At 64.2% G+C, this 16,536-nt stretch carries 17 protein-coding genes, 1 other RNA gene, 1 pseudogene and 1 riboswitch; of the genes and pseudogenes, 11 read left to right on the top strand and 8 right to left on the bottom strand.

The window, feature by feature from the left end; translation table 11 throughout:
* Window position 1: 1 nt before the first annotated feature.
* Window positions 2-1,093, bottom strand: a complete 1,092-nt coding sequence (gene lptF, locus NOV72_RS26670) for an LPS export ABC transporter permease LptF (RefSeq protein WP_106857535.1) — start codon at window positions 1,091-1,093, stop codon at window positions 2-4.
* Window positions 1,094-1,263: 170 nt separating this feature from the next.
* Here lptF and NOV72_RS26665 point away from each other — a divergent pair, with 170 nt between their 5' ends.
* The 3 genes from NOV72_RS26665 to NOV72_RS26655 are packed head-to-tail and all read left to right on the top strand — an operon-like array spanning window position 1,264 to window position 3,612.
* Window positions 1,264-2,787: a leucyl aminopeptidase gene (locus tag NOV72_RS26665; protein ID WP_106857534.1), complete on the top strand. Its 1,524-nt coding sequence runs from the start codon at window positions 1,264-1,266 to the stop codon at window positions 2,785-2,787.
* 7 nt (window positions 2,788-2,794) lie between these two features.
* The gene (locus NOV72_RS26660) at window positions 2,795-3,211 is read left to right on the top strand and encodes a DNA polymerase III subunit chi (RefSeq protein WP_106857533.1); all 417 of its coding nucleotides are present in this window, start codon (window positions 2,795-2,797) and stop codon (window positions 3,209-3,211) included.
* Window positions 3,212-3,270: 59 nt separating this feature from the next.
* Window positions 3,271-3,612 carry a DUF2486 family protein gene (locus NOV72_RS26655; protein WP_106857532.1) on the top strand — a complete coding sequence of 114 codons (342 nt, stop codon included), beginning with the start codon at window positions 3,271-3,273 and terminating at the stop codon, window positions 3,610-3,612.
* A gap of 66 nt (window positions 3,613-3,678) precedes the next feature.
* Here NOV72_RS26655 and ilvD read toward each other — a convergent pair whose 3' ends face one another.
* A complete protein-coding gene (gene ilvD / locus NOV72_RS26650) occupies window positions 3,679-5,352 on the bottom strand; it encodes a dihydroxy-acid dehydratase (RefSeq protein WP_106857531.1) in 1,674 nt (557 codons plus the stop codon).
* Between the two features lie 108 nt (window positions 5,353-5,460).
* On the opposite strand from ilvD, the gene NOV72_RS26645 reads away from it, so the two are divergent.
* Entirely contained in the window at window positions 5,461-6,387 is a 927-nt protein-coding gene (locus tag NOV72_RS26645; protein ID WP_106857530.1) for a LysR family transcriptional regulator, read from the top strand.
* Window positions 6,388-6,423: 36 nt separating this feature from the next.
* A complete protein-coding gene (gene lgt, locus NOV72_RS26640) occupies window positions 6,424-7,326 on the top strand; it encodes a prolipoprotein diacylglyceryl transferase (RefSeq protein ID WP_106857529.1) in 903 nt (300 codons plus the stop codon).
* On the opposite strand, the gene NOV72_RS26635 is transcribed toward lgt, so the two are convergent.
* The 5 genes from NOV72_RS26635 to NOV72_RS26615 all read right to left on the bottom strand — a co-directional run bounded on the left by NOV72_RS26635 (window position 7,327) and on the right by NOV72_RS26615 (window position 9,631).
* Window positions 7,327-8,058 (bottom strand): SIMPL domain-containing protein, encoded by a 732-nt coding sequence (locus NOV72_RS26635; RefSeq protein WP_425428783.1) that lies wholly within the window; start codon window positions 8,056-8,058, stop codon window positions 7,327-7,329.
* A 76-nt stretch (window positions 8,059-8,134) separates the two neighbouring features.
* Entirely contained in the window at window positions 8,135-8,593 is a 459-nt protein-coding gene (locus NOV72_RS26630) for an EVE domain-containing protein (RefSeq protein ID WP_106857528.1), read from the bottom strand.
* Window positions 8,594-8,664: 71 nt separating this feature from the next.
* Window positions 8,665-8,846, bottom strand: a non-coding RNA gene (ssrS, locus tag NOV72_RS26625) — 6S RNA.
* Between the two features lie 105 nt (window positions 8,847-8,951).
* Window positions 8,952-9,266 (bottom strand): cell division protein ZapA, encoded by a 315-nt coding sequence (locus tag NOV72_RS26620; RefSeq protein WP_106857527.1) that lies wholly within the window; start codon window positions 9,264-9,266, stop codon window positions 8,952-8,954.
* Window positions 9,263-9,631 carry an ATPase gene (locus NOV72_RS26615; protein WP_106857526.1) on the bottom strand — a complete coding sequence of 123 codons (369 nt, stop codon included), beginning with the start codon at window positions 9,629-9,631 and terminating at the stop codon, window positions 9,263-9,265. The genes NOV72_RS26620 and NOV72_RS26615 overlap by 4 nt, the downstream gene beginning before the upstream one ends.
* Window positions 9,632-9,887: 256 nt before the next feature.
* A riboswitch (cobalamin riboswitch) is annotated at window positions 9,888-10,199 on the top strand.
* An 80-nt stretch (window positions 10,200-10,279) separates the two neighbouring features.
* Between NOV72_RS26615 and NOV72_RS26610 the strand changes: the two genes are divergently transcribed.
* Genes NOV72_RS26610 through cobC form a run of 6 tightly spaced genes read left to right on the top strand, consistent with a single transcriptional unit; the run spans window position 10,280 to window position 16,297 of the window.
* The gene (locus NOV72_RS26610; protein ID WP_106857525.1) at window positions 10,280-12,124 is read left to right on the top strand and encodes a TonB-dependent receptor domain-containing protein; all 1,845 of its coding nucleotides are present in this window, start codon (window positions 10,280-10,282) and stop codon (window positions 12,122-12,124) included.
* A gap of 26 nt (window positions 12,125-12,150) precedes the next feature.
* The gene (locus tag NOV72_RS26605; RefSeq protein ID WP_106857600.1) at window positions 12,151-13,149 is read left to right on the top strand and encodes a FecCD family ABC transporter permease; all 999 of its coding nucleotides are present in this window, start codon (window positions 12,151-12,153) and stop codon (window positions 13,147-13,149) included.
* On the top strand, window positions 13,146-13,922 hold the full coding sequence (locus NOV72_RS26600) for an ABC transporter ATP-binding protein (RefSeq protein ID WP_106857524.1): 777 nt from the start codon (window positions 13,146-13,148) through the stop codon (window positions 13,920-13,922). The genes NOV72_RS26605 and NOV72_RS26600 overlap by 4 nt, the downstream gene beginning before the upstream one ends.
* A gap of 10 nt (window positions 13,923-13,932) precedes the next feature.
* A complete protein-coding gene (gene cobT, locus NOV72_RS26595) occupies window positions 13,933-14,985 on the top strand; it encodes a nicotinate-nucleotide--dimethylbenzimidazole phosphoribosyltransferase (RefSeq protein WP_106857523.1) in 1,053 nt (350 codons plus the stop codon).
* On the top strand, window positions 14,985-15,743 hold the full coding sequence (locus NOV72_RS26590; RefSeq protein ID WP_106857522.1) for an adenosylcobinamide-GDP ribazoletransferase: 759 nt from the start codon (window positions 14,985-14,987) through the stop codon (window positions 15,741-15,743). Before cobT ends, NOV72_RS26590 begins: the two co-directional genes overlap by 1 nt.
* The gene (cobC, locus tag NOV72_RS26585; RefSeq protein ID WP_106857521.1) at window positions 15,728-16,297 is read left to right on the top strand and encodes an alpha-ribazole phosphatase family protein; all 570 of its coding nucleotides are present in this window, start codon (window positions 15,728-15,730) and stop codon (window positions 16,295-16,297) included. Before NOV72_RS26590 ends, cobC begins: the two co-directional genes overlap by 16 nt.
* Window positions 16,298-16,410: 113 nt before the next feature.
* On the opposite strand, the pseudogene NOV72_RS32845 reads toward cobC, so the two are convergent.
* Window positions 16,411-16,536: pseudogene (locus tag NOV72_RS32845) on the bottom strand (IS30 family transposase); the annotation flags it as partial.

Raw genomic sequence — 16,536 nt, 5'->3', positions numbered from 1 at the left:
GTCAGGCCCCCTTCGACAACGAGGGGAACTTGAAGAGCGGCCGGTTGCGAATCCGCAGCCAGAAGATGAACGCGACGAGCGCCCCGACGGCGATGTGCAGCCCGACGATGCCCACGCCGAACGACAGCTTGCCCTGTTCGATCCACGACTGCACGACGTTCAGCAGGTTCGAATACGTGAGGTAGATCAGCACGGCCATCACGAGATTGATCGTGCGGCTGCGGCGCGGGTTCTGATACGAAAGTGGAATGGCGAGCAACATCAGATTGATGGCGATGAGCGGCAGACCCGCGCGCCACGCGAATTCGGCGAGATTTTCGTTGGTCGGACTGGCGAGCAGATCGGGCGTGGAAATGCCCGTCGTGGTCGGCGTATTCACGAACTGGTGACTCATGATCTTCACACCGTAGCGCTCGAACTCCATGATGCGGAAGCTCGGCTGGCCGGGCTCGCCGTCGTAGCGGCGGCCGTTGTCGAGCACGATGAAGCGGTCGCCGTCGGGACGCGTTTCGGTATGACCGTTCTTCGAGACGATCACGTTGACCTTGCCGCCTTCGGTGCTCGTGACGAACACGTTCTCGACGTGCCCCTGATCCGGCGACATCTTCTCGATGAAGAACACGCGGTGGCTCGACGGCGATTCGCGGAACTGTCCCGGCGCGAGCAGCGACACTTCATCGCGCTGCTGAAAGCGCTGCTTGATGAGCTTGCTCTGCTGGTTCGACCACGGCCAGCCGACGAACGCGAAGAACATGATGAGGATGATGATCGGCGTGGAGAACACGGCGATCGGCTTGATGAGCTGCGTCTGACTGACGCCCGACGCGAGCCACACGACCATTTCCGAGTCGCGATACCAGCGCGTGAGCACGAAGAGAATCGAGACGAACAGCGTCACGATCAGCATGACCGCGAGATAGCCGATGACAGTGAGCCCGATCAGCACGACGACGTCTTTCGGGTCGATCTGACCTTGCGCCGCGAAGCCGACGATGCGGATCATCATCGTCGTGAGCATGATCGTGAGCAGCACCATGAACACGGCGCCGGCCGTATACGCGAGTTCGCGCTGCAGGGAGCGTTCGAAGATCATTGAATTTTTGCTTGGAGCCGGCGGCGATGCGGAATCATGCACGCATCTCGTGGCTTACGGGAAGGGTATTCGCTTACCCTCACGCCGCCCGCCTGTGACCGCCGCGGAAAAAATAGCGGATAATTGCGGCTTTCATCCTTCAGCCTAGATTTTATCCGAGGATAAGCGCGATGGACTTTAGCATAAAAGCCTGTGATTGGAGCAAAGGCGAGGCAAATGGTTTCCTTACCGGGAAGTCGGATGTCATCGTGCTCGGCATCTTCGAAGCACAGACGCTCACGGGCGCCGCACGCGACATGGACGTTGCGACCAAAGGCCTCATCTCGCGCGTCGTGAAAGCCGGCGACATGAGCGGCCGCGCGGGCACGACCCTGATGGTGCCCGAAGTCACCGGCATCGGCGCATCGCGTGTGTTGCTGGTCGGTCTCGGCAAGCAGGACGCCTTCAACCAGAAAGCCTATGGCGAAGCCGCGCGCGCGGCATGGCGCGTCGTGCTCGGCTCGAAGATCGGCCAGGCGACCTTCACGCTCGCGCAATTGCCGATCCAGGAACGCACCGGCGACTGGGCCGTGCGCGCCGCGATCCTCGCGCTGCGCGAACTGACCTACAAGTTCACGCAGATGAAGAGCAAGCCCGACGACGGCGCGCGCTCGCTCAAGAAGATCGTGTTCAGCATCGATTCCGCCGACGAGAAAGCCGCCAAGGCCGCGGTGAAGCAGGGCGTCGCGATCGCGAACGGCATGGACCTCACGCGCGATCTCGGCAATCTGCCGCCCAACGTCTGCACGCCGAGCTATCTCGGACAGACCGCGAAGAAGCTCGGCCGCGATTTCAAGCTGAAGGTCGAAGTGCTCGGCCAGAAGCAGATCGAAGCGCTCAACATGGGCTCGTTCCTGTCGGTCGCGAAGGGTTCGGTCGAGCCGCCGCAGTTCATCGTCATGCATTACCAGGGCGCGGGCGCGTCCGCGAAGGGCAAGAACGCGCCCATCGTTTTGGTCGGCAAGGGCATCACGTTCGATTCGGGCGGCATCTCGATCAAGCCGGGCGAGGCAATGGACGAGATGAAATACGACATGTGCGGCGCGGGCTCCGTGTTCGGCACGATGCGCGCCGTCGCCGAAATGGGCCTGAAGCTCAACGTGATCGGCGTGATCCCGACCTGCGAGAACATGCCCGCGGGCAACGCGGTGAAGCCGGGCGACATCATCACCGCGATGAACGGCACGACGATCGAAGTCCTCAACACCGACGCCGAAGGCCGCCTGATCCTGTGCGACGCGCTGACCTATGCGGAGCGCTTCAAGCCCGCCGCCGTGGTCGATATCGCGACGTTGACGGGCGCGTGCATCATCGCGCTGGGCCATCACAACACGGGTCTTTTCTCGAAGGACGATGCGCTCGCGGGCGAACTGCTCGACGCATCGCGCGAGGCGGTCGATCCGGCGTGGCGCCTGCCTCTCGACGACGAATATCAGGATCAGCTCAAGTCGAATTTCGCGGATGTCGCGAACATCGGCGGACGTCCGGCGGGCAGCGTGACGGCGGCGTGCTTCCTGTCGCGCTTCGCGACGGCTTATCCGTGGGCGCACCTCGACATCGCCGGAACTGCGTGGAAGAGCGGCGCCGCGAAGGGCGCGACGGGCCGTCCCGTGCCGCTGCTCTCGCAGTTCCTGATCGATCGCGCGGGCGCCTGAAGCAGGCATGACGCGCATCGATTTTCATACGAACGTCGGCGATCCGCTCGCGTACGCCTGCCGCCTCGCGCGCAAGGCGTATCTGAGCGGCACGCCGCTCGTCGTGCTCGCCGAACCGCAGCGCCTCGCCGCCTTCGACGAGCAGTTGTGGACCTTCCAGCCGCTCGAATTCGTGCCGCATTGCATGGCGAAGAGTCCGCTCGCGAACGACACGCCCGTCGTGCTCACGTCGGATCTGGACGACGCGCCGCATCATCGGGTGCTCGTGAATCTCGGCGCGCCGATGCCCGCGCAGTTCGCGCGCTTCGAGCGGCTCGTGGAGATCGTCGGCAGCGAGGGCGATGAACTCGCCGCGGGGCGCGAGCGATATCGCTTCTATCGCGATCGCGGGTATGTCATCGAGACGCACAATCAGGGCGGTTGAGCGCACAGAGGGCGCGGGTTTCGCGCGCTACGCTCGCAGTAATAGAGGAGACCACCCATATGACCGACAAGCCCGAATCGTTCGATTCGTCCATCCCCGTTCTGACCGATGTCGTCGTGCCCGGCAGGCCGGAATACGCGCGCGCGCCGTCCGACGATGAAGCCGCGATCGAATACGACGCGGAGCGCATCGCCGAGCGGCTGCGCGGCCGCTTCACGAGCTTCCTGACGGGCGATGCCCGCGCGCTGATCGAAGACCGCTGCCGCGAAGTGCTGCGCGAGCAATCGACGCAACTTGTTTCCGCGATCACGCGCGAAGTCGCGATGGCGCTCGAAGGCCGGATGAGCGAGTGGGTGCGCGACGCGGTGGAGGACGAGTTGCGTCGCCAGCGGGGCGAATGAGCGCGTAGTAGCGCAGGGACAGGCACGCAAAAGGGGCGCATGTGCGCCCCTTTTTTCACCGCGAAGTCACCCCGTCACCGCGCCCTTGTTCGCCGGCTGCGCAAGCGCCGCGAACTTCGCCAGCACGCCGCGCGTGTACTTCGGCGCGGGCTGTTTCCACGCGGCGCGGCGGCGCGCGAGTTCCGCATCGTCCACGTTCAGTTGCAGGAGCAGCTTGTGAGCGTCGATGGTGATCGAATCGCCTTCCTGCACGAGCGCGATCGTGCCGCCCGCGTACGCTTCCGGCGCGACATGGCCGACCACCATGCCCCACGTGCCGCCCGAGAAGCGCCCGTCGGTGATGAAGCCGACCGATTCTCCCAGCCCCTTGCCGATGATCGCCGATGTCGGCGCGAGCATCTCCGGCATGCCCGGCCCGCCGACCGGGCCGAGATAGCGCAGCACGAGAATGTCGCCGGCCTTGATCTTGTCGGCGAGAATGGCGTCCATCGCGCTTTGCTCGTCGTCGAACACGCGCGCGGGGCCGGTGATGACCGGATTCTTCAGGCCGGTGATCTTCGCGACCGCGCCGTCCTCCGCGAGATTGCCGCGCAGGATCGCCAGATGCCCTTCCTTGTAGAGCGCCTGCTCGATCGGAAAGATCACCTTCTGATCCGCGCGCGGCTTGCCCGGCACGTCCTTCAGTTCTTCCGCGATGGTGCGCCCGGTGATCGTCATGCAGTCGCCATGAAGAAGGCCCGCGTCGAGCAGAATCTTCAGCACTTGCGGGATGCCGCCGGCCTTGTGCAAATCGGTGGCAACGTACTGTCCCGACGGCTTCAGATCGCAGATGACGGGCACTTTCTTGCGCATGCGCTCGAAGTCGTCGATGCTCCATTCGACTTCCGCTGCGTGCGCGATCGCCAGATAGTGCAGCACGGCGTTGGTCGAGCCGCCCGTCGCCATGATGAGCGCGACCGCGTTTTCGATCGACTTCTTGGTGATGATGTCGCGCGGCTTCAAATCCTTCTTCACCGCCTCGACGAGCACGCGCGCCGATTCCGCGGCGGAGTCGACCTTTTCCTGATCCGGATTCGCCATCGTCGACGAATACATCAGCGACATGCCGAGCGCCTCGAACGACGAACTCATCGTGTTCGCCGTGTACATGCCGCCGCACGAGCCGGTCGTCGGGCACGCGTTCTTTTCGACGCCCTTGAAATCCTCTTCCGACATGCGGCCCGCCGTGAATTCGCCGACCGCCTCGAACGACGACACGATCGTCAAGTCCTTGCCCTTCCAGTTGCCGGGGCGGATCGTGCCGCCGTACACGTAGATCGACGGCACGTTCATGCGCGCCATGCCGATCATGCCGCCCGGCATGTTCTTGTCGCAGCCGCCGATCACGACGACGCCGTCCATCCACTGGCCCTGCACGGCGGTCTCGACGCAGTCCGCGATCACCTCGCGCGACACGAGCGAGTACTTCATGCCTTCCGTGCCCATCGACATGCCGTCGGAGATCGTCGGCGTGCCGAAAATCTGCGGGTTCGCGTCGGATTTCCTGATCGATTCGACGGCGGCATCCGCGAGGCGCTGCAGGCCCGCGTTGCACGGCGTGATGGTCGAGTGCCCGTTCGCGACGCCGATCATCGGCTTGTCGAAGTCTGCTTCCTTGTAGCCGAGCGCGTAATACATCGAACGATTGGGCGAGCGCGCGACGCCCTGGGTGATGTGCTTCGAGCGGCGATTGAAGGCCATGATGGGCTCCTGATGGGGACTTTTTGGTCTAGTCCGGAGAGAATGCAACTTCGTCGATGTCTCTGTCCAATATATTATTCAAGGCTTATTAGGTCGCAAAACATATCGATGGACTTACGCCTGTTGCGCTATTTCGTGACGGTCGCCGAGGAGATGCACTTCGGCCGCGCCGCCGCGCGTCTCGCGATGACGCAGCCGCCGCTCTCGCAGGCGATCCGCGCGCTGGAAGACGCGCTCGGCGTCGCGCTCTTCGTGCGCACGAAACGGACCGTCGAACTGACGCCCGTCGGCAAGGATCTGCTGCCGGAAGTACGCCGCCTGCTCGCATCCGCCGATGCGCTGCGTCCGCTCGCGCAATCGCTCGCGCGCGGCGAGGCGGGCGTGCTGTCGCTCGCGTTCGTCTCCACCGCCGATTACGGTCTCCTGCCGGCGCTGTTGCGCGATTTCGGCGCGCGCTATCCGGGCGTGCGGCTGCAACTGACCGAAGCGACGAGCGACGTGCAGATCGAGGAACTCGTCGCCGGACGCATCGATGCCGGTCTCGTGATCCCGCCGCTTCCGCCGCGTTACGCGACATCGCTCGAGTATGTGCCGATCGCGCGCGAGCCGCTGATGATCGCGATGTCGGAGAAACAGTCCGAAGAACTGGATTCGGGCGAGGACACGCCCGTCGATCTGCACGCGCTCGCCGCCGCGCCGCTCGTCGTCTTTCCGAGGCGTCTCGCGCCGGGTTTGTATGACATCATCATGGGCTGCTACGGCGCGGCCGGCCTCACGCCGCGCATCGGGCAGGAGGCCATTCAGATGCAGACCATCGTGAGCCTAGTGTCCGCCGGAATGGGCGTCGCGCTCGTGCCGCAATCGCTGCGTCATTTGCGGCGCACGGGCGTGGTGTATCGTCCGCTGCGCCCGCTGAACGCGCCGGAAATGCTTGTCGAAACCGGTCTCGTATGGCGCGCGGCGGAAGTGAGTCCGGTGCTCGCCGGTTTCATCGAGATCGTCCTGTTGCGGGCCGAAAGCGCCGGTTCTGTATGATTCGCCCTTGTAGTTCGCTCAAGCTCCCACATCAGAATGCTCATACATCCCAATTTCGATCCCGTCGCGATTCATCTCGGACCGCTCGCCGTGCGCTGGTACGGCCTCATGTATCTGGTGGCGTTCGTCTCGGCCATCGTCATCGGCCGGCTGCGGCTGCGCCTGCCTTACGTGTCGGCGCAAGGCTGGACCGTGAAGGACATCGACGACATGCTGTTCTACGGCGTGCTCGGCACGATTCTCGGCGGGCGCATCGGCTACGTGGTCTTCTACAAGGCGAGCTATTACGCGACGCATCCGCTCGATATCTTCAAGGTCTGGGAAGGCGGGATGTCGTTTCACGGCGGCTTTCTCGGCGTGACGCTCGCGATGGTGCTGTTCGCGTATCACCGCAAGCGCACGTGGCTGCAGGTGACGGATTTCGTCGCGCCGATGGTGCCGCTCGGTCTCGCGGCGGGGCGTCTCGGCAACTTCATCAACGGCGAACTGTGGGGCCGCGTGACCGATCCGAACGCGCCGTGGGCGATGCTCTTCCAGAGCTCGACCAACGACGACGCCGTCTGGCTCGCGAAGAATCCGCAACTCGACGCGCAGTACCATCTCACGGAAATTTTCCAGCGCTATCACATGCTGCCGCGTCATCCGTCGCAGTTGTACGAGATCGCGCTCGAAGGGCTCGTGCTGTTCGTCGTGATCTGGACGTTCTCGCGCAAGCAGCGGCCTGTGGGCGCGATCTCCGCGCTGTTCCTCATCGGTTATGGACTCGCGCGCTTCACCGTGGAATTCGCGCGTGAGCCGGACGATTATCTCGGCCTGCTCGCGCTCGGCCTCTCGATGGGCCAATGGCTCTCGCTGCCGATGATCGTCGCGGGCGTCATCATGATGATCTGGGCGTACAAGCGCAATCTGCGCCTGCCGCCCGAGCCTGCAAGAACGTAATTAACGCCCCATCTGCACCGAACCCGACACGTCGACGGTCACCGTCGTCGTGCCGGCTTCCATCGCGATGGGCGCGGCTATCTTCGCATCGCCGCTTATTGCACGCGATTGCATCATCATGACCGGACGCGGCTGCACGCCGCTGTGCCCGACGTTCACTTCCCGAATCGTGAAATTGCTGTAGCCGAAGCCTTGCGCGGCGGTTTGCGCCTGCTTGCGGAACGAATCGATGGCCTGCGTGACGAGCTTCTGCTCGGCCGCGCGCTGCGCCTCGGGCGAGAGCGAAAACGAGACGCTGCCCACTTGCATCGACGAGCTCATCTTGCCCGCGAGCTTCGACGCCGCCGCGAAGTCGTGCGATTCGAGCACGACTTCCGTGCGGCCGCGCCACGCGGAAATCTTGCCGTCGCGATCCGTCGACGGATACACGGTGAACGAGCCGCTCTTCGCGGTGACGCCGTCGACGCCCTTGGCTTCGCGCAGCGCAGCCTCGGCGCGCTGATTGAGCGTGCTCGTGAGCGATGAAGGATCGGCCGCTTCCTGCTCGTAGAAGAGCGTGATGTTGACGACATCCTGCGGCACTTGCGCGCTCGCCTGCGCCGAAAGAGACAGCACGCCCGAAGGCTGCGGCTGGGCGATCACCGTTTGCGCGGCGGCCGTTTGAGAGAGCGTGAACGCTGCGCCCGACATCGCGAGAAGCGCGAGCGCGGCAGCGGTTTTCTTGTTGATCATCGAAGGACTCCGAACGCGGGATATCGCGTGATTCGCGACGGGATTTAGGCGCGGCCTTCGTGTCGTAAGTTCCTCGTTAGACGAGTTGCTCGGTAATATATCGCCACTGCGCTTCGGTCACCGGCGTGATCGACAGCCGGTTGCCGCGCGCGAGCACCTGCATGTCCGCGAGCGCTTCATGCTCGCGCAATGCGGCGAGCGGAACGAGCGGCGTCTTCTTCACGAACTTGACGTCGACGAGCATCCAGCGCGGCGTCTCCTGCGTGGATTTCGGATCGTAGTAATCGCTCTTCGGATCGAACTGCGTGGGATCGGGATACGCCGTCGAGCACACTTTCGCGATGCCCGCGATGCCCGGCTCCGGACAGCTCGAATGATAGAAGAGCACGCCGTCGCCGACCTGCATCTGATCGCGCATGAAGTTGCGCGCCTGATAGTTGCGCACGCCCGTCCACGGCAGGGTTTTCTTTGGCGCGTGCGCGAGATGATCGATGCTCGCTTCGTCCGGTTCGGACTTCATCAGCCAGTAGCGCATGATTGTTCGCTATGCAGATTCGACGATGCAAATGAAAACGGCATCGGTCAAACCGATGCCGTTTCTTGAATGGGGTCCCCGCCACGGCCGCTAGGCCGGCATCCTGAACCTGGGTTCAAGATTGGTCGCGGTAAGCAACACTTCGGGTACATCGGACTAGCGACGCGCGCGCCCGTGCTGCAAGGTTCCGCAACCGTGCCAATGTAGCATTGGTTCAAGGAATATATGACCTTGGCGTACCAGGCAGGGAACCGTCACTCTACACCAATCGTTTGCCTTGTGCAGCCTCTTCGCCACGATTCGGCGGTTTCTTTTTTCGATCGACATTGCGCGCTGATTGACTCGGCGCGCTGACGACTCACTGCGCTTCGTATTGCGCGATGACGGCGCCGAGCTGGTCGTTCATCGAATGCATCGTGCGGCGGATTTCCTCGGCGGGGAAGGCCTCGCCGTGACGCACGCTGTCCTGCAGCTTAAGCAATTCCGACGCCAGCGAAAGCGCCGCCATTACCGCGATGCGATCCGTGCCGCGCACGCTGCTTGCATTGCGCACCTTGTTCATTTCGGCGTCGACGCGCGCGACCGCTTCGCGCAGTGCGGCTTCCGTTTCCGGCGAGCACGCGAGGCGATACGGCTGCCCGAGAATGGAAACTTCGATCTGCGTGGTCGTCATGCCTTCTCTCCTTGATGATGCTCGCCGTGCAATTCCGTTTCGTGTGCTTCCTGGGAATCGGCTTCGAGGAGATCGAGTTGATTGTCGGACTCGGCATGTTGCCCGGACTTCGCGCGCGGCAGCTTTTCGAGAATCGCGTTGAGTCGCACTTGCGCGTCGTCGATTTTCGCGGACAGTGAATCGCGTTCGGATTGCAGCGTGTCACGCTCTTCGCGCACGTGCTCGAGTTCGGCCTGCACGTTCGCGTAATCGGCGCGGAGTTGTTCGAGTTGTTCCTGCAGCGCCTGACGCGCCTGATTGTGGCGCTCGCTGATCTGGATCAGCCGGCCGATATTTCCTGACAGTGATTCGAGTTCGTTGAGCATGTGCTGCGTCCTCTAAAGACCTCGCATTTTAGCGCGGTTCAACGGAGCTTCCGATAAATGTCTCGTTTCGAGACGTAACAACATGCGATCTCGCGCTTAATCCTTCGAATCAAGCGCATGTCGTCATGCATTCGTGTGCAGAAAACGCGAGCGACGGTGATCGCCCATGAGGACAGGCCGGCCGATTCTCGTTTGATTCGTCATGCGCCGCGCCAAACTGCCCGAGCCGTTTTCTTGACGGCCCCAACCCGCGCTCCTACACTTGCCGCACTTTTGGTGCTCGCATACGCGATTCTCGCGGATGCAATCAAACGGGAAACAGGGAGCGAAGTCTCCGAAGTCCGACTCGGGACGAACCGGGACGAGCCAACCTGTGCTGCCCCCGCAACGGTAAGCGACCGCAACGCAAGTTGCAAGTCGTCTCATGCGCGTTTCGCGGCGCGAACGTGTCGAATTTCATCGCACGGACGTGACTGCAAGAAACGTGTCGACGCCACTGCGCATGATGCGCGGGAAGGCGAGACGATTCGTCGCCAGCCCGGATACCGGCCAGAGTTCGACGCATCGGCGCTCATTGCGCGGTGCGTTCGTCGCGCAACGTCCTCGCGGGGAGCGGGGTCGCGCTCACGCGAAACGGACACTTCACTCATGGTTTTGCCCCAGGCCGCGCTCGTCGCCGCGGTCATCGCCTTGTCGCTCGCCGGCGCCGCGCACGCCGCCGACGACCCCTCGCAAACGCTTGCTCCTGTCGTCGTCACCGCGGCGCGCACACCGCAACCGCTCGCCGCATCGATCCCGCAGACATCGGTGTTCGACGAGCAAGATATCGCCGATGCCAACGCCGACGACGCGCTCGGCCTCGTCGCGCTCGCGCCCGGCGTGCAGATCACGCGCAACGGCGGACCGGGCGCGACGTCGGGTCTCTACATACGCGGCGCGGCGTCGTCGCAATCGCTCGTGCTGATCGATGGCGTGCGCGTCGAATCGGCGTCGCTCGGCGCGGCGCAGCTCTCGCAACTGATGCTCGATCAGATCGGGCGCGTCGAAGTCGTGAACGGCAATGTATCGGCGTTATATGGCTCGAACGCGATCGGCGGCGTCGTGCAGATTTTCACGAAGGAAGGCGAACCGCATCCGCCGCGCTTTTACTTCGAGGCCGAGTACGGCAGCTATCACACGCAGCGGCAATCGGCGGGCGTGAACGGCGCGCTCGACAAGGACGGCCGCACGACCTTCAGCCTCGACGTTTCGCGCGAGAAGACCGACGGCTTCTCGTCGATCGATCCGAATATCGCGCCCGGCGCGAATCCGAACGCGAACGGCTATCTGAACGAGAGCGTCGCGGCGACGCTGCGCCACCGGTTCAGCGACACATGGGACGCGGGCGTGCGCTTCCTGCAATCGAACGGCCTCAGCAGTTTCGACGATGCCTACGGCCTGCCGACCGACATCAACGAATCGCACGACCGCGTGCGCTCGGCGTCCGTGTTCGCGAACGGCAGAATCACCGGCAACTGGACAACGCACTTCACGATCGCGCAGGGACAGGACCGCGCGAACATCGAGCAGAACGGCGTCTATACGAGCCGCTTCAACTCGGAGAATCGTCAATACACGTGGCAGAACGACGTGAAGATCGCCGATGCGCACAAGCTGCTCTTCGGTTATGAGCATCTCGATCAGACGCTCGATTCCGATCAGCTCGCCGCGCCGGATCGTCACGTGAATTCGGTGTTCGCGGGCTACGTCGGGCATATCGGCGCGAGCGAATTGCAGGCGAATCTGCGTCACGATCAGTATTCCGATTTCGGCGGCGCGAACAGCTACTATCTGGGCTACGCGTACAACTTCGAAGCGCACTGGAAGGCGAGCGCGAGCTATGCGGCGTCGTTTCGCGCGCCGAGCTTCGACGATCTCTACTATCCGTTCAGCGGCAATCCGTCGATCCAGCCGGAGCGCAGCCATTCGGTCGAGGCGGCGTTGCAGTACGCATCGAACGCGCTCGGCGTCGCGCGGGTCACACTGTTTCAGACGCGCTATTCGAACCTGATCGACTATGTGTCCGACGGCGGTTTCTACTATGTCGCGCAGAACGTCGGGCGCGCGAAGGTGCAGGGCATCGAGGGATCGTGGGCGGGGCATGTCGGCGCAACGGACGTGCGCGCGGGCGTCACGTTCCAGAATCCCGTCGATGAGACGAATCACGAGGATCTGACGCGGCGCGCACGGCATTTCGCGACGCTCACGGCGCATCGCACGATCGGGCGCTGGCGTGTGGGCGGCGAGTGGCTCGTGAGCGGCGAGCGCCACGATTACGATTCGACGCTCGCGGGCTACGGCGTCGTGAATCTGTCGGCGCGCTACGACATCTCGAAGTCGTGGTACGTCGCGGCGCGCATCGACAATCTGTTCGACAAGGACTATGAACTCGCGTACTCGTACAACACGCCACGGCGCGGCGCGTACATCACGTTGGGCTGGCGTCCGTCGTGAGCCGCGCCGTTGAGCGTCCGCGCGCGATGAACGCGAGCCGCGCCGCCGCGATCTGGATCGCGCTCGGCATCGCGACGTTCGTCGTGCTCGTCGCGTCGCTCGCGCTGGGCAGCGTCGCGCTGCCGGTATCGCGTGCGCTCGGCGCGCTTTTTCACGCGCATGCCGCGACGCCCGATATCGCCGACGACATCGTGCTCACATTGCGTCTGCCGCGCGCGCTCGCGGGCTTCGCAACGGGCGCGCTGCTCGCGATGGCCGGCGCGCTGCTGCAAGTGCTGCTGAAGAATCCGCTCGCGGAACCGTACGTGCTCGGCGTGTCCGGCGGTGCGGCGACGTTCGCGCTTGCCGCGATGCTCGCATCGCTGCCGTGGTGGGGCGTCGATATCGCGGCGTGCGCGGGCGCGTTCGCGTCGATCGTCTTCGTGCTCGGACTCGCGCGCAAGGATCTTTGGCAAAGCGGACAGGATGCGTCGCCGAGACTCTTGCTGACGGGCGTCGTGATCGCATCGGGATGGGGCGCGCTGATTACGCTGATCCTGAGCGTCGCGCCCGAGAACCGGCTGCGCGGCATGATTTTCTGGCTGACGGGCGATCTCAACGGCGCGTCGGCGCCGTGGCCCGCGCTGGTCGCGCTCGCTGTCGCGCTCGCAGCGATCGTTCCTGTCGCGCCGCAATTGAACGTGCTCTTGCGCGGCGACGCCACTGCGCGTTCGCTCGGCGTGCCGGTCGAGCGTTTGCGTTTGCGCGTGTATCTCGTTGCGTCGATCGCGGCGGCGGCTGCGGTGACGACGGCGGGGACCATCGGCTTCGTCGGGCTCGTCGTGCCGCATCTGCTGCGTCTCGCGTTCGGCAACGATCAGCGCATGCTCGTGCCCGCCGCCGCGCTCGCGGGCGGCCTCGCCGTGATGGCCGCCGATCTCGCCGCGCGCACCGTGATCGCGCCCGCGCAATTGCCGGTGGGCGTCGTCACCGCATTGATCGGCGTGCCGATGTTCCTGTGGATGCTCTTGCGGAGACCGCGATGACCCTGCATCTCGATGCCGTCGCGCTTCGCGCGGGCGCGCGCACGCTCATCGGCGGTCTCACGCAGACGTTTCGCGCGGGCGAAGTGTGGTGCGTCGCCGGGCCGAACGGTGCGGGCAAGACGACGCTCATCAACGTGCTCGCCGGTCTCGCGAAACCCGCGTCGGGCCGCGTGTCGCTCGACGGCCGCGCACTCGCATCATGGCGCGCGGCGGACCTCGCGCGCGTTCGCGCGCTGATGCCGCAAGCCACGCACGACGCCTTCAGCGCGACCGTGCTCGACACCGTTTTGCTCAACCGTTTTCCGTATCTCACCGGCTGGGGCTGGGAGAACCAAGACGACCGCATCGCCGCGCGCGCCGCGCTGGACACGCTCGGCCTCGCGTCGTTCGCTTCGCGCGACGTGCTGACGCTTTCGGGCGGCGAACGCCAGCGCGTCGCGCTGGCCGCCGTGCTGTGTCAGAACGTGCGATGCCTGTTGCTCGATGAACCATTGTCGCATCTCGACCTGCATCATCAGATCGATTGCCTGCATGCGTTGCGCGACGCCGCGTGCGAACACAAGCGCACCGTAATCTTCTCGTGCCACGATCTGAACCTCGCGCGCCGTTTCGCGACGCACGCGCTTTTGCTCGACGGCAAAGGCGGTGCGCACGCGGGCTTCGTCGCCGACGTGCTCACGCCCGAACGCGCGAGCGTGGCATTCGGCTATCCGCTCGCGTTGATCCGCGACGGCGAGCATGAAGCGCTCGTGCCTTCCATTCATCGCCCTTGAAGGAATTTCGATGTCCTCGCTCAACGACATCCCGCTGCCCCGCGCACTCGACCGCGCGCTCGAAGCCGAACTGCGCCGCATCATCGACATGAAGACGAAGCCGCCGGGCAGTCTCGGGCGGCTCGAATCGCTCGCGCTGCAAATGGGCCTGATCCAGCGCACGACGAAGCCGCGCATCGAGCGTCCGGCGATGATCGTCTTCGCGGGCGATCACGGCATCGCGAAGGAAGGCGTGAGTTCGTTTCCGCAGGAAGTGACGGCGCAGATGGTCGCGAATTTTCTGGGCGGAGGCGCGGCGATCAACGCGCTGTCGCGCTCGGTCGGCATGTCGCTCGAAGTCGTCGATGCGGGCGTCGCGACGCCGATTCCCATCGATCACGGCTACGAACGCCTGTCGCTCGGCCTTGGCACGCGCAACTTCGCGCAGGAAGCGGCGATGTCCCGCGAAACCGCGCTCGAAGGCATCGCGCGCGGCGCGGCGCGCGTGCGGCATCACGCGTCGCTCGGCACGAACGTGATCGGCTTCGGCGAAATGGGCATCGCGAATACGTCGGCGGCGGCGTGCCTGATGAGCCGTCTGTGCGATGTGCCGATCGACGAATGTGTCGGACGCGGCACGGGTCTCGACGATCGCGGCCTCGCGCATAAACGCGAGGTTTTGTCGAAAGCGCTCGCGCTGCATCGCGACGAAGGCGATGCGATCGACACGCTCGCGACCTTCGGCGGCTTCGAAATCGCGATGATCGCGGGCGCGTATCTCGCCGCCGCGTGCGAAGGCATGACGATTCTCGTCGATGGCTTCATCGCGACATCGGCGTTGCTGGTGGCCGCGAAGCTCGCGCCCGAGGTGCTCGATTACTGCGTGTTCGCGCATGCGTCGAACGAAGCGGGGCATCGGCGCATGCTCGCGCATTTTGGTGCCGCGCCGCTGTTGCAGCTCGATTTGCGGCTCGGCGAAGGCACGGGCGCGGCGCTCGCATTGCCGATTCTGCGCGCGGCCGTCGCGTTCGTCGACGAGATGGCGAGCTTCGAGTCGGCCGGCGTGTCGAACAAAGCCGATTGATGCGTCCGCTCGACGAACTGCGCTACTTTTTCACGGCGCTCGGCTATTTCACGCGCGTGCCGGTGCCGCGCTGGGTCGGCTTCGAGCGCGAGTACCTGAACGCGGCAGCGCGTTACTTTCCTCTCGTCGGCGCGATGATCGGCGGCGTCGCGGCGCTCGTCTATCTCGTCGCGCTGCGCGTGTTTCCGGCGGGCGTCGCGGTGCTGCTTTCGATGACCGCGACGCTCGTCATGACCGGCGCATTCCATGAAGACGGACTCGTCGATTGCGTCGATGCGTTCGGCGGCGCGTACACGCGCGAGGATGCGTTGCGCATCATGCACGACTCGCGCATCGGCGCATTCGGCGCGATTGCACTGGTGATCGCGCTCGCGTTGAAGTGGCAGACGCTTGCTGCATTGCCGCCGCAGCGCGTCGCGTGGACGATGATCGCCGCGCACGCCGCGAGCCGCGCGTTCGCGATCAGCTATCTCGTCACGCTCGATTACGTGCGCGCCGAAGGCAAGGCCAAACCGGTCGCGCAGCGCATGAGCGTTGCGTCGTTCGCGCTGGCGTTCGCGTTCGGCGTGCCTTGGCTCTTCGTGATCGACTGGAAACTTGCGTGCGTCACGATCCTCGCGCTGGTCGTGTTGCGCTTTCTCATCGGCCGATACTTCGTGCGCCGCATCGGCGGTTATACGGGCGATTGCCTGGGCTTCGCGCAGCAAGTCTTCGAAATCGCGATCTATCTCATCGGGCTCGCATGGATCTCGTCCTGATTCGGCATCCGGCGGTCGCCATCGAAGCGGGCGTGTGCTATGGCCAGACCGACGTGCCCTTGCGCGACGATGTGCATGATCTCGCCGATGCGTTGACGGCGCGCATGCGAGCGTTGAACGTGCCCGCATGCGTCGATGGATGGCACACGAGTCCGCTTCAGCGATGCGCTTCGCTGGCGCATGTTTTTTCCGCCGATGCGCATATCGACGCGCGCCTCATGGAAATGCACTTCGGCGAGTGGGAAGGCCGCGCGTGGGACACGATCGATCGCGCGCTTATCGATGCATGGGCCGGCGATATCGAACATGCGCGTCCGCACGGCGGTGAAAGTCTCGCGCAGTTTGCGGAGCGCGTGCTGAAGTGGTTCGAAGATACGTGCGTCGATCGGGAAGCCGTGCATGTCATCGCGCATGCGGGCGTCGTGCGGGTTCTTGCTGGGCATCTTCTCGGTATCGCGCGGGAGAGCGCGCTGCAATGGGCGCTCGATTTTGGTGGCATTGCCTGGTTCAGGCGCGTGCGTGGGAAGTGGTTTCTTGTTCGGTGGAATGCTTAGGATTTTCGCCGGATCCCGGTTTGTTATTGGTTTATAAGCGTTGCCCCTGTGCGGGGCGGCAGTCACTTTCTTTGCTGCTGCAAAGAAAGTAACCAAAGAAAGCAGCGGCGGATTCAACCGGTCAACGCAACCCCCAACGTCTCGGCCAATTTCTCCGCTGGGGTCATAAAGCCCAAGGTCTGCCGCGGCCTTTCATTGAGTCGCTTGGCAATTGCGTTCAATTCAGCCTGTGAGTAATG

Source organism: Caballeronia novacaledonica (assembly GCF_900258035.1).
GTDB lineage: Bacteria > Pseudomonadota > Gammaproteobacteria > Burkholderiales > Burkholderiaceae > Caballeronia > Caballeronia novacaledonica.
The sequence above is the reverse complement of the archived record's forward strand: the minus strand, read 5'-3'. Positions and strand labels throughout refer to the sequence as shown.

Coding starts and splice junctions, on each gene's coding strand:
- NOV72_RS26590 (WP_106857522.1), top strand. CDS start 14,985: ATGCGTCCGCTCGACGAACTGCGCTACTTTTTCACGGCGCTCGGCTAT.
- NOV72_RS26605 (WP_106857600.1), top strand. CDS start 12,151: ATGAACGCGAGCCGCGCCGCCGCGATCTGGATCGCGCTCGGCATCGCG.
- cobC (WP_106857521.1), top strand. CDS start 15,728: ATGGATCTCGTCCTGATTCGGCATCCGGCGGTCGCCATCGAAGCGGGC.
- lgt (WP_106857529.1), top strand. CDS start 6,424: ATGCTCATACATCCCAATTTCGATCCCGTCGCGATTCATCTCGGACCG.
- NOV72_RS26610 (WP_106857525.1), top strand. CDS start 10,280: ATGGTTTTGCCCCAGGCCGCGCTCGTCGCCGCGGTCATCGCCTTGTCG.
- cobT (WP_106857523.1), top strand. CDS start 13,933: ATGTCCTCGCTCAACGACATCCCGCTGCCCCGCGCACTCGACCGCGCG.
- ilvD (WP_106857531.1), bottom strand. CDS start 5,352: ATGGCCTTCAATCGCCGCTCGAAGCACATCACCCAGGGCGTCGCGCGC.
- NOV72_RS26645 (WP_106857530.1), top strand. CDS start 5,461: ATGGACTTACGCCTGTTGCGCTATTTCGTGACGGTCGCCGAGGAGATG.
- NOV72_RS26620 (WP_106857527.1), bottom strand. CDS start 9,266: ATGACGACCACGCAGATCGAAGTTTCCATTCTCGGGCAGCCGTATCGC.
- NOV72_RS26660 (WP_106857533.1), top strand. CDS start 2,795: ATGACGCGCATCGATTTTCATACGAACGTCGGCGATCCGCTCGCGTAC.
- NOV72_RS26665 (WP_106857534.1), top strand. CDS start 1,264: ATGGACTTTAGCATAAAAGCCTGTGATTGGAGCAAAGGCGAGGCAAAT.
- NOV72_RS26635 (WP_425428783.1), bottom strand. CDS start 8,058: ATGATCAACAAGAAAACCGCTGCCGCGCTCGCGCTTCTCGCGATGTCG.
- NOV72_RS26615 (WP_106857526.1), bottom strand. CDS start 9,631: ATGCTCAACGAACTCGAATCACTGTCAGGAAATATCGGCCGGCTGATC.
- NOV72_RS26655 (WP_106857532.1), top strand. CDS start 3,271: ATGACCGACAAGCCCGAATCGTTCGATTCGTCCATCCCCGTTCTGACC.
- NOV72_RS26630 (WP_106857528.1), bottom strand. CDS start 8,593: ATGCGCTACTGGCTGATGAAGTCCGAACCGGACGAAGCGAGCATCGAT.
- NOV72_RS26600 (WP_106857524.1), top strand. CDS start 13,146: ATGACCCTGCATCTCGATGCCGTCGCGCTTCGCGCGGGCGCGCGCACG.
- lptF (WP_106857535.1), bottom strand. CDS start 1,093: ATGATCTTCGAACGCTCCCTGCAGCGCGAACTCGCGTATACGGCCGGC.